The sequence below is a fragment of the Agromyces italicus DSM 16388 genome (genome assembly GCF_000421545.1).
In the GTDB taxonomy this organism is placed as follows: Bacteria; Actinomycetota; Actinomycetes; order Actinomycetales; family Microbacteriaceae; genus Agromyces; species Agromyces italicus.
In genome coordinates this window covers 21,267-34,633 of the sequence record NZ_ATXF01000012.1, presented here as the reverse complement: position 1 = coordinate 34,633, position 13,367 = coordinate 21,267, and the positions used below count along the sequence as shown (strand labels likewise).

Annotated in this window: 12 protein-coding genes; 11 read left to right on the top strand and 1 reads right to left on the bottom strand. The window is 71.4% G+C overall.

The genetic code is table 11. The features are described from left to right. The first annotated feature begins 81 nt into the window (after positions 1-81). From priA to H516_RS0116785, 5 genes are all read left to right on the top strand, one after another. Complete coding sequence (priA, locus tag H516_RS0116805) at positions 82-828, top strand: bifunctional 1-(5-phosphoribosyl)-5-((5-phosphoribosylamino)methylideneamino)imidazole-4-carboxamide isomerase/phosphoribosylanthranilate isomerase PriA (RefSeq protein WP_022890865.1); 747 nt, start codon at positions 82-84, stop codon at positions 826-828. Continuing rightward, the gene (locus tag H516_RS0116800; RefSeq protein WP_022890864.1) at positions 812-1,666 is read left to right on the top strand and encodes an SseB family protein; all 855 of its coding nucleotides are present in this window, start codon (positions 812-814) and stop codon (positions 1,664-1,666) included. The genes priA and H516_RS0116800 overlap by 17 nt, the downstream gene beginning before the upstream one ends. A gap of 108 nt (positions 1,667-1,774) precedes the next feature. Further along, a complete protein-coding gene (locus tag H516_RS0116795) occupies positions 1,775-3,187 on the top strand; it encodes a pyridoxal phosphate-dependent decarboxylase family protein (RefSeq protein ID WP_022890863.1) in 1,413 nt (470 codons plus the stop codon). A 68-nt stretch (positions 3,188-3,255) separates the two neighbouring features. Further along, positions 3,256-7,896: an ATP-dependent helicase gene (locus tag H516_RS0116790; protein WP_022890862.1), complete on the top strand. Its 4,641-nt coding sequence runs from the start codon at positions 3,256-3,258 to the stop codon at positions 7,894-7,896. Further along, on the top strand, positions 7,883-8,677 hold the full coding sequence (locus H516_RS0116785; protein WP_022890861.1) for a DNA-formamidopyrimidine glycosylase family protein: 795 nt from the start codon (positions 7,883-7,885) through the stop codon (positions 8,675-8,677). The genes H516_RS0116790 and H516_RS0116785 overlap by 14 nt, the downstream gene beginning before the upstream one ends. A gap of 34 nt (positions 8,678-8,711) precedes the next feature. Here the strand turns inward: H516_RS0116785 and H516_RS0116780 are convergent, their stop codons facing one another. Then, a complete protein-coding gene (locus tag H516_RS0116780; RefSeq protein WP_022890860.1) occupies positions 8,712-9,110 on the bottom strand; it encodes a DUF1844 domain-containing protein in 399 nt (132 codons plus the stop codon). Between the two features lie 249 nt (positions 9,111-9,359). Here H516_RS0116780 and infC point away from each other — a divergent pair, with 249 nt between their 5' ends. The 6 genes from infC to H516_RS0116750 all read left to right on the top strand — a co-directional run bounded on the left by infC (position 9,360) and on the right by H516_RS0116750 (position 13,359). Further along, on the top strand, positions 9,360-9,980 hold the full coding sequence (gene infC / locus H516_RS20755) for a translation initiation factor IF-3 (protein WP_084620765.1): 621 nt from the start codon (positions 9,360-9,362) through the stop codon (positions 9,978-9,980). A 52-nt stretch (positions 9,981-10,032) separates the two neighbouring features. Next, a complete protein-coding gene (rpmI, locus tag H516_RS0116770; RefSeq protein WP_022890858.1) occupies positions 10,033-10,227 on the top strand; it encodes a 50S ribosomal protein L35 in 195 nt (64 codons plus the stop codon). Between the two features lie 33 nt (positions 10,228-10,260). Continuing rightward, the gene (gene rplT / locus H516_RS0116765) at positions 10,261-10,647 is read left to right on the top strand and encodes a 50S ribosomal protein L20 (protein ID WP_022890857.1); all 387 of its coding nucleotides are present in this window, start codon (positions 10,261-10,263) and stop codon (positions 10,645-10,647) included. Between the two features lie 123 nt (positions 10,648-10,770). Next, positions 10,771-11,583, top strand: a complete 813-nt coding sequence (locus H516_RS0116760) for a TrmH family RNA methyltransferase (RefSeq protein WP_026378938.1) — start codon at positions 10,771-10,773, stop codon at positions 11,581-11,583. Between the two features lie 56 nt (positions 11,584-11,639). Beyond that, complete coding sequence (locus tag H516_RS0116755) at positions 11,640-12,428, top strand: amino acid ABC transporter ATP-binding protein (protein ID WP_022890855.1); 789 nt, start codon at positions 11,640-11,642, stop codon at positions 12,426-12,428. A gap of 64 nt (positions 12,429-12,492) precedes the next feature. Continuing rightward, complete coding sequence (locus H516_RS0116750; protein WP_022890854.1) at positions 12,493-13,359, top strand: glutamate ABC transporter substrate-binding protein; 867 nt, start codon at positions 12,493-12,495, stop codon at positions 13,357-13,359. Positions 13,360-13,367: the final 8 nt, after the last annotated feature.

Genomic DNA, 13,367 nt, shown 5'->3' with positions numbered 1-13,367 from the left:
GCGTTCGACTCCCGGGCGACTAAGCTTCTGTGACTGTGCCGACCGTCGATCCACGGCGGCATCCCGCGAACGAGGACAGTGATGAGTGAGTTCAACAAGACCCCCGGTCTCGTGCTGCTTCCGGCAGTCGATGTCGCCGGTGGCAAGGCCGTCCGCCTGACGAAGGGCGAAGCCGGCACCGAGACGAGCTACGGCGACCCGGTCGACGCGGCCGTCGACTGGGCCGATCAGGGCGCCGAGTGGATTCACCTCGTCGACCTCGACGCGGCCTTCGGCCGGGGGTCGAACGGCGGCATCCTGAAGAAGGTCATCCGTCAGGTGCGCGGCGTGAACGTCGAGCTCTCGGGCGGCATCCGCGACGACGAGTCGCTCGAGCACGCCCTCGAGATCGGTGCGAAGCGCATCAACCTCGGCACGGCGGCGCTCGAGAACCCCGAGTGGGCCGCCTCGGTCATCGCCCAGTACGGCGAGGCGATCGCGGTCGGCCTCGACGTGCGCGGCACGACGCTCGCCGCCCGCGGCTGGACGAAGGACGGCGGCGACCTCTGGCAGGTCATGGACCGGCTGGAGGAGGCAGGCGCCGCCCGCTACGTCGTCACCGACGTCACGAAGGACGGCACCCTCCAAGGCCCCAACATCGCATTGCTCCGGCAGGTCATGGAGCGCACCGAGCGCCCGGTCGTCGCCTCGGGCGGCATCTCGAGCCTCGACGACATCGTCGCCCTGCGCGAGCTCGTTCCCCTCGGCCTCGAGGGCACGATCGTCGGCAAGGCACTCTACGCCGGTGCGTTCACGCTGACCGAGGCGCTGGATGTCGCCTCGCGCTGACGATTCGGCGAGCGAGCGTCACGATGGCGCGCCGCCCTCGTCGCGCGTCGCGGACTCCGCCGGCGTGCCTTGGGCAGGGCGTTCGTTCGACGCGAACCCGCACGCGGCCGACGACGGCAGTGCGCCGGTCGAGCTCGCCGCCGCGATCGCGGCGTTCCGCGCGGGTGACGGCGGTCAGTCCGAGGTCGTGGCGGCGTTCGCGAGGTCGCGCCTGCTGATCCCGTTGCTCGCCGAGCTCGGCGACCCTTCGACCGGCTCAGGGGGGTCCGGCGCTTCAACCGAGACGGGCGCGCACGGCCTCGCCGTCGACAAGAGCCAGGAGCTCTCGATCGTCACGGTCGCCGGCCCCGACGGGCGGGCGGTGCTGCCGGTCTTCTCCTCGGTCGAGGCGATGGCACGATGGAACCCGATCGCGCGGCCGGTGCCCGCAGACGGCGTGCGCGTCGCGCTCGCGGCCGCCGACGACGGCACCGAGCTCGTCGTGCTCGATCCCGGTTCGCCCGGTGAGTTCGTCCTGCGCCGCCCAGCGGTCTGGGGGGTCGCGCAGTCGCTGCCGTGGCGTCCGCCGTTCGAGTCGGATGCCGTGCGGGAGGCCTTCCTGCGCGCCGCTGAGCGAGAGCTCTCGGTGCTCGGGGTGACGCTTCTCCCGGGCGACCCCGAGGCGAGGCTCGCCGGCCCCGAGCTGATCGTGCGTCTCGAACTCGTCGCGGGCCTCACCCGCGAGGCGCTCGATGCGACGACGACTCGGCTGGCGCACCGCTGGGCCGCCGACGAGTCGATCGCCACGGGCGTCGACTCGCTCGCCGTGAAACTCGTCGCCGGGGCATCCGACGCCTGAACCGGCGACCGGGAGGCCGTCGGGCCTGTGAGCCGTTGCGGTGGTTGACCGCAGCCGCACGCGGGAGCATGATCGGAGGGCGCGACGGCGCGGAATCCAGGTGCGGCCATGACCGAGCAGCCCGATGCGGAACGACGGGACGGCGACGACGGCTACGACGCAGCGCTCGAGCGGGCCGCCGTGCACGCGCGGGCCTGGCTCGACGGCGTCCGCGAGCGGAAGGTGCCGCCCCGCGCGACCACCGAGGAGCTGCTCGACCGGTTCGGCCGCGACCTGCCGGAGGACGGCGAGTCCGCCGCCGCGGTGATCGACCATCTCGCCGCCGCGGCGGAGCCCGGGCTCATCGCGATCGGGTCGCCGCGCTTCTACGGCTGGGTGATCGGCGGCACGCACCCCGCGGCGCTCGCCGCCGACTGGCTCGTCTCGAGCTGGGACCAGAACACCGGGCTGCGCACGATCACCCCGGCCGCGGTCGCCGCCGAGGAACTCGCGGGCGCGTGGCTCGTCGACCTCCTCGAGCTTCCGGCCGGCAGTGAGGTCGGCTTCACCACGGGCGCGACGATGGCCCAGTTCACATGCATGGCGGCGGCGCGCGACGAGGTGCTCACCCGCGTCGGCTGGGACGTCGAGGAGTCGGGGCTCGCGGGCGCCCCGCGGATCCGCTTCATCGTCGGCGAGGAGCGGCACGGCACGGTCGACCTCGCCGCCCGCTACCTCGGACTCGGGGCGCCTGTCGTGGTGCCGTCCGACGTCGAGGGGCGCATCCGGGTCGACGCGCTGCGCGAGGTGCTGGCCGCAGGCGAGGGGCCGGCGATCGTGCTGCTGCAGGCCGGCAACATCCACTCGGGCGCCTTCGACCACTTCGCGGGCGCGATCGCCGCGGCGCACGAGGCGGGCGCCTGGGTGCACGTCGACGGTGCGTTCGGCCTCTGGGCCGCGGCATCCCCGCGCCTCCGTCACCTGACCTCTGGCATGGCCGCCGCCGACTCGTGGTCGACCGACGCGCACAAGACGCTCAACGTGCCCTACGACTCGGGGCTCGCGATCGTGCGCGACGGCCGCGCAATGCGCCGCGCGCTCAGCATGCATGCGAGCTACCTCCAGGCGACCGACGTCGGATCGGACCCGCACGAGCGGGTGCCCGAGCTCTCGCGCCGGGCCCGCGGCGTGCCGGTCTGGGCGGTCCTGCGGTCGCTCGGGCGCTCGGGCGTCGCCGAGCTCGTCGAGGGACTCGCCGATGCTGCGAGGGGCCTCGCCGACGGCGTCGGGCGCCTTCCCGGCGTCGAGGTGCTGAACGAGGTCGTCTTCACGCAGCTGTGCATCGCGCTCGCCGACGACGCCGCGACCGAGGCGCTCAGCGAACGGCTCTGGGCGGAGGGCGAGGTGCTCGCGATGACCTCGCGCTGGCACGATCGCGCGGTGGTGCGCTTCTCGGTCAGCAATTGGCGAACGGATGCCGCGGAGGTGCGCCGCACCGTCGATGCCGTCGCCCGTGCGCTCGCCACGGGCGAGGCCGGCTGAACGGCGGCGCGGCGCGCGAGTGCGACGGCATCGGCAGCCGCGTCGGTGGCATCCGCTTGAATGGAGGCATGACCGAGGCGCTCGCGGAGTTCTCGCCCGCGACCAGGGCGTGGTTCACCGAATCGTTCACCGAACCGACCGCCGTGCAGCGCGGCGCCTGGCAGGCGATCTCGCGGGGCGATCACGCGCTCGTGGTCGCGCCGACCGGTTCGGGCAAGACGCTCGCGGCGTTCCTCTGGGCGATCGACCGGCTGCACCACGAGGCGCCCGATCCGACGACCGCGGGCACCCGGGTCGTCTATCTCTCACCGCTCAAGGCGCTCGGCGTCGACGTCGAACGCAATCTCAGGGCGCCGCTCATCGGCATCGCCCGCACCGCCGCGGCGCACGGCCTCGAGGTGCCCGAGGTCTCGGTCGGCGTGCGTTCCGGCGACACGCCCGCCTCCGAGCGCCGCACGCTCGTGGCGAGGCCGCCCGAGATCCTCATCACGACGCCCGAGTCGCTCTACCTCATGCTCACCTCGCAGGCGCGAGAGACGCTGCGCGGGGTCGAGGCGGTCATCGTCGACGAGATCCACGCCGTCGCCGGCACGAAGCGCGGTGCGCACCTCGCGGTCTCGCTCGAGCGGCTCGACGCCCTCCTCGCGAAGCCGGCTCAGCGTATCGGCCTCTCGGCGACGGTGCGCCCGCTCGACGAGGTCGCCCGCTTCCTCTCCGCGGCATCCCCGGTGACCGTCGTCGCCCCGCCGAGCGAGAAGCGCTTCGAACTGCGCGTCGAGGTGCCGGTCGAAGACATGGCGCGCCTGCCAGCGAGCGACGACGCGACGGGGTCGATCTGGCCGCACGTCGAGCAGGCCATCCTCGACCGGGTGCTCGCGCATCGTTCATCGATCGTCTTCGCGAACTCGCGGCGGCTCGCCGAACGGCTGACGGCCAGGCTCAACGAACTGGCGCTCGAGGCCGACGAGCAGACCGCGCTCGTCGCGGCTGCGGCCGCGAGCGGTCCGCCCGCGGCACTCATGGCGCAATCGGGGCAGACCGCGGGCGCGCCGCCCGTCGTCGCCCGGGCCCATCACGGTTCGGTCAGCAAAGAACAGCGCGCCGAGATCGAAGACGATCTGAAGTCGGGCCGGCTGCGCTGCGTCGTCGCGACCTCGAGCCTCGAGCTCGGCATCGACATGGGCGCGGTCGACCTCGTGGTGCAGGTCGAGTCGCCGCCGTCGGTCGCGAGCGGGCTGCAACGCCTCGGGCGCGCGGGCCACCAGGTGGGCGAGGTCTCGAGGGGCATCATGTTCCCGAAGCACCGCGCCGACCTCGTGCACACGGCCGTCGCCTCCGAGCGCATGCTCGCCGGGCAGATCGAGACCCTCAGGGTGCCGGCGAACCCGCTCGACATCCTCGCCCAGCAGACGATCGCCGCCGCGGCCGTCGACGAGCTCGACGTCGAGGCGTGGTTCGAGACGGTGCGACGCAGTGCCCCGTTCCAGCACCTTCCCCGTTCGGCGTACGAGGCGACGCTCGATCTGCTCGCCGGCCGCTACCCCTCCGACCGCTTCGGCGAGCTACGGCCGCGCGTCGTCTGGGATCGCGAGGGCGGCACGATCTCGGGGCGGCCCGGAGCGCAGCGCCTCGCGGTGACGAGCGGCGGCACCATCCCCGACCGGGGCATGTTCGGGGTGTTCCTCGTCGGCGACGACGCCACCGGGCGCCGGGTCGGCGAGCTCGACGAAGAGATGGTCTACGAATCGCGAGTCGGCGACGTCTTCGCGCTCGGTGCGACGAGCTGGCGCATTCAAGAGATCACCTTCGACCGGGTCAACGTGGTGCCCGCGTTCGGGCAGCCCGGTCGCGTTCCGTTCTGGAAGGGCGACGCCATCGGTCGTCCCGCCGAGCTCGGGCGCGCCCTCGGCGGTTTCATGCGCGAACTCTCGTCGGCCGACGAGCCTGATGCCCGTGCGCGCGTCGCCGCTGCGGGGCTCGATGCGAACGCCTCGGCGAACCTGCTCGGATTCCTCGCCGACCAGCGCGCCGCCACCGGCGCGGTGCCGAGCGACCGCACGCTCGTCGTCGAACGCTCGCGCGACGAGCTCGGCGACTGGCGCATCATCCTGCACTCGCCGTACGGCATGCCGGTGCACGCACCCTGGGCGCTCGCCGTCGGCACTCGTGTGCGCGAACGGCACGGCGTCGACGGGGCGGCGATCGCGGCCGACGACGGCATCATCGTGCGCATCCCCGACACCGGCGGCGAGGCGCCGGGGGCCGAGCTCTTCGTCTTCGACGCCGCCGAGCTCGAGCCGCTCGTGACCGAAGAGGTCGGCGGCTCGGCCCTCTTCGCCAGCAGGTTCCGCGAGTGCGCGGCCCGGGCACTGCTGCTGCCGCACTACCGGCCGGGCCAGCGTTCCCCGCTCTGGCAGCAGCGGCAGAAGTCGGCACAGCTCCTCGAGGTCGCGAGCGACTACCCGACGTTCCCGATCATCCTCGAGACGCTGCGCGAGGTCCTCCAAGACGTCTACGACGTGCCCGCGCTCGTGGCCGTCGCCGGCGAGATCGCTTCCCGCAAGATCCGGGTCGTCGAGACGACGATCGACTCGCCGAGCCCGTTCGCGAGCGCCCTGCTGTTCGGCTACGTCGGCGCCTTCATGTACGAGGGTGACGCGCCGCTCGCCGAGCGACGCGCCGCGGCGCTCGCGATCGACCAGGCGCTCCTCGGCGAGCTGCTCGGCCGGGTCGAGCTGCGCGAGCTCCTCGACCCGGCCGTCATCGACGAAGTCGAGTCCGAGCTCCAGCGTCTGGCGCCCGAGCGGCGCGCTCGCGGCGTCGAGGGTGTCGCCGAGCTGTTGCGCACGCTCGGACCGCTGACTCCCGAAGAGATCGGCGCCAGGGTCGACGCCGAGACCGATGCGGAGGCGGCGGTCGCCGAGCTCCTCGCGGCGCGTCGGGCTGTGCGCGTCGGCTTCGCCGGGCGCGAGCAGCTCGCCGCGGTCGAAGACGTCGGGCGCCTGCGCGACGCGCTCGGCGTGCCCGTGCCGCCCGGCGTCGCCGCCGCGTTCGAGGCCCACGTCGCCGACCCGCTCGGCGACCTGGTGAGCCGCTACGCCCGCAGTCACGGCCCGTTCACCGTCGACGACGTCGCCGCGCGCTTCGGCGTCGGGGTGGCCGTCGCGCGGGGCGCGCTGCGCCGCCTCGCCGATGAACGCCGGGTCGTCGAGGGCGAGTTCCGGCCGCACGGCACCTCGACCGAGTGGTGCGACGCCGAGGTGCTGCGTCGCCTTCGACGCCGTTCGCTTGCCGCCCTGCGGCACGAGATCGAGCCGGTGCCGCAACTCGCTCTCGCCAGGTTCCTGCCGCTGTGGCAGCGGGTCGGCGCGGGCGTCCGCGGCATCGACGGCGTGCTCTCGGCGATCGAGCAGCTCGAGGGGGCCAGGCTTCCGGCCTCGGCGTGGGAGTCGCTCGCACTGCCGGCGCGGGTCGCCGACTACTCGCCTGCGATGCTCGACGAGCTGATGAGTTCGGGCGAGGTGCTCTGGGCCGGGTCGGGGGCGCTCGCGGGCGATGACGGCTGGGTGAGCCTCCACCTCGCCGAGTCGGCCCCGCTCACCCTGCCCTGGGCACCCGAGGTCGACCTCGAACCGCTCGAGCGCGAGGTGCTGCTGGCACTCGGCTCCGGCGGCGGCTTCTTCTTCCGGCAGCTCGCCGACGCCGTCGGCGCCGCCGGATCGTTCGAGGCGCCTCCCGACGATGCAGCCCTCGTCGATGCGCTCTGGTCGCTCGTGTGGTCGGGGCTCGTCACGAACGACACCGCGGCCCCGCTGCGCGCGCTCGTCGGCGGCGGCCGCAGCGCACACAAGCCGCAGCGCCCGAGCGCCCGCGCCCGAGCGCTCCGCGGGCGCAGCCTCCCGCGCGCCGTGATGCCGAGCCGCACGGGCCCGCCGTCCGTCGCCGGGCGCTGGTCGATCCTCCCGGTCGCCGAGACCGATGCCACCCGGCGCGGCCACGCGCTCGGCGAGACGCTGCTCGACCGATACGGCATCGTCACGCGCGGGGCGGCGGTCGCCGAGGGCGTGCTCGGCGGCTTCGCGCTCGTCTACAAGACCCTGCGAGGCTTCGAGGAGTCGGGGCGCGCTCGGCGCGGGTACTTCGTCGAGCGGCTCGGTGCGGCGCAGTTCGCCGCTCCTGGCGCGGTCGATCGGCTGCGGGCGCTCGTCGACTCCGCGAGCGAGGCGCGCGGCGGCGCGGGCGCCCCCGGGCTCGCGACCGCGGCGGACTTCGCGGGCACGGCGGGCGCGCCCGCGAGCGTCGCGGAGCGGGCGTCCGGCCGGCGCGAGCACGGCGGCCCCACGCTCGTGCTCGCCGCGACCGATCCCGCGAACGCGTACGGCGCGGCCCTGCCGTGGCCCGAACCTCCCGGCGAGAGCTCGCATCGCGCGGCGCGCAAGGCGGGCGCCATGGTCGTGGTCGTCGACGGCGAGCTCATCGCCTACGTCGAGCGCGGCGGCAAGACCGTGCTCGTGTATCACGACGACGAGCAGCGACTCGAGCTCGCCGCGCAGGCGCTTGCCGCAACGGTCGTCGCCGGTCGGGTGCGGCGGCTCGCCGTCGAGTCGGTGAACGGCGCGTTCGTGCTCGGCACGCCCTTCGGGCGGGCGCTCGGCGCGGCCGGCTTCGGCGAGACGCCCCGCGGAGTACGGCTCGATGCCCGAAGGTGACACGGTCTACCAGGCTGCTGCGCGATTGCGCTCGGCCCTCGCAGGCGAGATGCTCACCCGCACCGACTTCCGCGTGCCCGCGTCTGCGACGGTCGACCTCGCGGGCGAACGCGTCGACGAGGTGCTCGCCCGCGGCAAGCACCTGCTCATCCGCACCCCGACGCGCACGGTGCACTCGCATCTCAAGATGGAGGGCGAGTGGCGTGTGCTCGCGCCGGGGGAGCGCTGGCCGAAGCCGGCGCACCTGGCGCGGGTCGTGCTCGAGACCGGCCGCTCGGTCGCGATCGGCTTCGAACTCGGGCTCGTCGAGGTGCTGCTGCGAGCCGACGACGAGCAGGCGCTCGCGTCCCTCGGGCCCGACCTCCTCGGCCCCGACTGGGATGCCGAGGAGGCCGTGCGCCGTCTCGCGGCCGGCCCGTCGACTCCGATCGCGGTCGCGCTCCTCGACCAGCGCAATCTCGCCGGGCTCGGCAACGTCTACGTCAACGAGTTGTGCTTCCTCCGAGGCATCCGGCCCGACCGCCTGGTCGGCGAGGTGCCCGATCTGGCCGCCGTCGTGGCCCTCGCCCGCCGCCTGATCACGGCGAACCGTGACCGCCCGGCGCGCGTGACCACCGGAGTCGACCGCCGCGGCCGTCGCCTCTGGGTCTACGGTCGCGCCGGGGCGCCGTGCCTTCGCTGCGGCACGACGATCGAACGAGGCGCGCTGGGCCGCGAGGCGAATGCCGGCGACGACCCTCGGGAGCGGGTCGTCTTCTGGTGCCCGAACTGCCAGCGATGACGAGCGGGCGGGGCTCACATGTCCGGCGGGGCCCTCAGCTGACGGGGCCGGTCCACTTCTCGCCGGGGCCCTGCCCGATCGGATCGGGGATCGAAGAGGCCTCCCGGAAGGCGAGCTGGAGCGAGCGGAGTCCGTCGCGCAGCGACCGCGCATGCATGTCGCTGATCTCGGGTGCACCTGCGGTGATGAGGCCGGCGAGGGCGTTGATGAGCTTGCGCGCCTCGTCGAGGTCGAGCTGCTCGTCGGGGTTGTCGGCGAGTCCGAGCTTCACCGCGGCGGCGCTCATGAGGTGCACTGCGGCGGTCGTGATGATCTCGACCGCGGGTACCTCGGCGATGTCGCGCAGCGCGCCGTCGACCGACTCGGTGACGGCCTCCTCGTAGCGGTGTGCGGACTCGTCGGAACCCGGGGTGGTGGGCGAACTATGTGACACAGACTTCCTCTGCTAGACTACTTCGGGCTCCGGGGCTTTCCCCCGGTACGAAAGTGGAGATTCTCCCACCCGCGCATACCGCTTCATCAAGGTTACCGGGTCGATTGCACTCCGCTCCCACGCGATGGTTCGCCAGAATCGCAGCGGGGGAGTAGACAGGGTGCCGTATGAGCCGCGGTGAAATTCCGCGCGAAGTACGTGAATTCTCCTCCTTCGGCGCACAGACAGCTTGAGTAGAGGAGTACACGCATCAGCGATCCCCGTACCAATGACCGCATCCGCGTTCCCGAGGTCCGCCTCGTGGGCCCCGGCGGAGAGCAGGTCGGCGTCGTGAAGATCGAGGTGGCCCTGCGGCTCGCGCAGGAGGCCGACCTCGACCTCGTCGAGGTCGCACCCAACTCCAAGCCGCCGGTCGCCAAGATCATGGACTACGGCAAGTACAAGTACGAGGCTGCGCAGAAGGCGAAAGAGGCCCGGCGCAACCAGGCGAACACCATCCTCAAAGAGGTCCGGTTCCGCCTCAAGATCGACAAGCACGACTACGAGACCAAGATGAAGCGCGCCGTCGGCTTCCTGAAGGCCGGCGACAAGGTGAAGGCGATGATCCTCTTCCGAGGCCGCGAGCAGTCGCGCCCCGAGATGGGTGTCCGACTCCTTCAGCGCTTCGCTGAAGACGTGGTCGAGTTCGGCACGGTCGAGCACAACCCGACGATCGACGGCCGCAACATGGTCATGGTCATCGCGCCCCTGAAGAACAAGTCCGAGGCCAAGGCCGAGGCGAATGCACAGCGTGCTGCGGCGAAGGTGCGACCGGCGGCGGATGCCCCGAACGACGCCGAGCCGCAGACGGCCGAGCCGACCGAGGCGTAGGCCAACACCCACGTCCGTCACCCGTGACGGCAGAACCAAGGAGAATCACGAGATGCCGAAGCAGAAGACCCACTCCGGGTCCAAGAAGCGCTTCAAGTTGACCGGCACCGGCAAGGTCAAGAAGCAGCAGGCCGGGATGCGCCACAACCTCGAGGTCAAGGCCTCGAAGCGCAAGGCCCGTCTGAACCAGGACAAGATCGTGTCGGCACCCGACGCCAAGGTCATCAAGAAGCTTCTCGGCCACTGAGTCGCGAAACCCCTTTAAGGAAGAAACAGAGCAATGGCAAGAGTCAAGCGCGCAGTCAATGCGCACAAGAAGCGTCGGGTCATCCTTGAGCGTGCAGAGGGCTACCGCGGTCAGCGGTCGCGCCTGTACCGCAAGGCCAAGGAGCAGGTCACTCACTCCCTCGTCTACTCGTACAACGACCGCCGCAAGAAGAAGGGCGACTTCCGTCGTCTCTGGATCCAGCGGATCAACGCGGCGTCGCGCGCGAACGGCCTCACCTACAACCGCCTGATCCAGGGCCTCGGCCTTGCGGGCATCGAGGTCGACCGTCGCATCCTCGCGGAGCTCGCGGTGAACGAGCCGGCGACCTTCGCCGCGCTCGTCGAGTCGGCCAAGAAGGCGCTGCCCGCCGACACCTCGGCCCCGAAGACGGCCGCATAGGCGCAGGCTTCTCCTCGAACGGCCCGGCCCTCTGCCTCTGCAGAGCGCCGGGCCGTTCTGCATGTCGCTGCACGAGTTGCGAGGATGCCTCGACCGGGGCATCCCGCTGAATAGACTGTGATCATGCTCGAGAACCCCCGCTCGCCGCGCGTCCGTGCCGTCGCGAAGCTCGCGAAGAAGTCCGCGCGCGCCGAGAGCGGGCTGTTCTTGCTCGAGGGGCCGCAGGCCGTCGTCGAGGCGCTCGAGTTTCGGCCCGAACTCGTCGTCGAGCTCTACGCGACGCCGACCGCCCTCGAACGCCATGCCGACATCGCCGAAGACGCCGTGCGCGCCGGGGTGGAGGTCGAGTTCGTCACCGAGGAGGTGCTCGCGGCGATGGCCGACACGGTCACCCCGCAGGGTTTCGTCGCCGTGTGCCGGCAGTTCCCGACCGCGGTGAAAGACGTCTTCGCCGCGAATCCGCGCCTCATCGCGATCCTCGAGGAGGTGCGCGACCCGGGCAACCTCGGCACGATCGTGCGGGCGGCCGACGCCGCCGGCGCCGATGCGGTGATCCTGACCGGGCGCGCCGTCGACCTGTACAATCCGAAGGTCGTCCGCTCCTCGACCGGATCGATCTTCCACCTGCCCGTCGCGGTCGGCGCCGACCTCGACGACGTGCTGGAGCGCGCCCGTGCCGCCGGCCTCACCGTGCTCGCCGCCGATGTCAAGGGCGAAGACCTGCTCACGGCGCGCAACGAGGGCGCGCTCGCGAATCCGACGGCCTGGTTGTTCGGCAACGAAGCCAGAGGCCTCCCCGATGAGCAACTCGCGCTCGTCGATCGGGTCGTGATCGTGCCGATCTACGGCAGGGCGGAGTCGATGAACCTCGCGACGGCGGCCTCCGTGTGCCTCTACGAGAGCGCCTTCGCGCAACGCAGCGTGCATCACGGTTAGATAACCACCCCAGGAGTCCTTGGCGCGAGGCCGTCGGTAGCCCTAGTTTTGGGGATATGGAGCCCACCCAGCCCGCCCCGCCGACTTCGAACATCAGCGTCCGCCGCGGCGAACCGCTCGTGGTGATCGACCACGTCGACAAGCACTACGGCGAGCTGCACGTGCTCAACGACATCAACACGGTCGTGAACCGCGGCGAGGTCGTCGTCGTGATCGGGCCCTCCGGCTCGGGCAAGTCGACGCTGTGCCGGGCGATCAACCGGCTCGAGACCATCGATTCCGGGTCGATCTCGATCGATGGGGTGAAGCTCCCCGAAGAGGGGGCGGCCCTCGCCAAGCTCCGCGCCGACGTCGGCATGGTGTTCCAGTCGTTCAACCTGTTCGCGCACAAGACGGTGCTCGAGAACGTCACGCTCGCGCCCATCAGGGTGAAGCGGATGTCCCGGAAGGACGCCGAGGCGAAGGCGATGGAGCTGCTCGACCGTGTCGGCGTGGCCAATCAGGCGAAGAAGCTTCCCGCCCAGCTCTCGGGCGGCCAGCAGCAGCGTGTCGCGATCGCCCGCTCACTCGCGATGAACCCGAAACTCATCCTCATGGACGAGCCGACGAGCGCCCTCGACCCCGAGATGATCAACGAGGTGCTCGACGTCATGGTCGGCCTCGCCAAAGACGGCATGACGATGATCGTCGTCACGCACGAGATGGGCTTCGCGCGCAAGGCCGCCGATCGGGTGCTGTTCATGGCCGACGGCAGGATCGTCGAAGAGGACACCCCCGCCGATTTCTTCGACAACCCGCAGTCCGATCGCGCGAAGGATTTCCTCTCCAAGATCCTCGAGCACTGACGACTCCACAGACCTCCGCCGCCCCGAGTGGCGAGGACCCAACGGAAAGAGAAGAGGCAGGGACATGAAACGCAGCAGAATCGCCCTCGTCGCCGCAGCGGCGGCGTCCGCGCTCCTGTTCGCCGGCTGTGCCGGTGACGGCGGCGGCGGCGGAGCCGAGCCCACCGTCGAGGAGACTCCCGAGTTCGAGGAGGGCACGACCATGGCCGCGCTCGCCGAGGCGGGCGAGATCACCATCGGCACGAAGTTCGACCAGCCGCTCTTCGGCCTGGTCGGGCCGTCGGGCGACCCCGAGGGCTTCGACGTCGAGATCGGCAAGATCATCGCAGGCAAGCTCGGTATCGCCGAAGACAAGATCGAATGGACGGAGACCGTTTCGGCGAACCGCGAGCCCTTCATCGAGAACGGCCAGGTCGACCTCGTCGTCGCGACGTACACCATCAACGACGAGCGCAAGCAGGTCGTCTCCTTCGCCGGTCCGTACTACATGGCGGGGCAGTCGATCCTCGTGCTGGCCGACAATGAAGACATCGCCTCCGAAGACGACCTCGTGGGGCAGCCGGTCTGCTCCGTGACCGGGTCGACGCCGGCCGCGAACCTCAAGGAGCTCGGCGCAGAGGTGCTCGAGACCGACACGTACTCGAACTGCCTCGAGCCGCTCCGCAACGGCCAGGTCGTCGCAGTGTCGACCGACAACGTCATCCTCGCGGGCCTCGCCGCCCAGAACGAGGGCGAGTTCAAGGTCGTCGGCGAACCGTTCACGGAGGAGCCGTACGGCATCGGGGTGAAGCTCGACGACACCGACTTCCGCATGTGGATCAACGACGTGCTGGAGGAGTCGTACGAGGACGGCACCTACGAGGAGGCGTGGAACACCACGGCGGGCACCATCCTGCCGTTCGTGGAGCCGCCGGCCGTCGACCGCTACTGATCCGAAGG

Coding starts and splice junctions, on each gene's coding strand:
- rpmI (WP_022890858.1), top strand. CDS start 10,033: ATGCCGAAGCAGAAGACCCACTCCGGGTCCAAGAAGCGCTTCAAGTTG.
- H516_RS0116795 (WP_022890863.1), top strand. CDS start 1,775: ATGACCGAGCAGCCCGATGCGGAACGACGGGACGGCGACGACGGCTAC.
- H516_RS0116750 (WP_022890854.1), top strand. CDS start 12,493: ATGAAACGCAGCAGAATCGCCCTCGTCGCCGCAGCGGCGGCGTCCGCG.
- H516_RS0116800 (WP_022890864.1), top strand. CDS start 812: ATGTCGCCTCGCGCTGACGATTCGGCGAGCGAGCGTCACGATGGCGCG.
- H516_RS0116755 (WP_022890855.1), top strand. CDS start 11,640: ATGGAGCCCACCCAGCCCGCCCCGCCGACTTCGAACATCAGCGTCCGC.
- rplT (WP_022890857.1), top strand. CDS start 10,261: ATGGCAAGAGTCAAGCGCGCAGTCAATGCGCACAAGAAGCGTCGGGTC.
- priA (WP_022890865.1), top strand. CDS start 82: ATGAGTGAGTTCAACAAGACCCCCGGTCTCGTGCTGCTTCCGGCAGTC.
- H516_RS0116790 (WP_022890862.1), top strand. CDS start 3,256: ATGACCGAGGCGCTCGCGGAGTTCTCGCCCGCGACCAGGGCGTGGTTC.
- H516_RS0116785 (WP_022890861.1), top strand. CDS start 7,883: ATGCCCGAAGGTGACACGGTCTACCAGGCTGCTGCGCGATTGCGCTCG.
- H516_RS0116760 (WP_026378938.1), top strand. CDS start 10,771: ATGCTCGAGAACCCCCGCTCGCCGCGCGTCCGTGCCGTCGCGAAGCTC.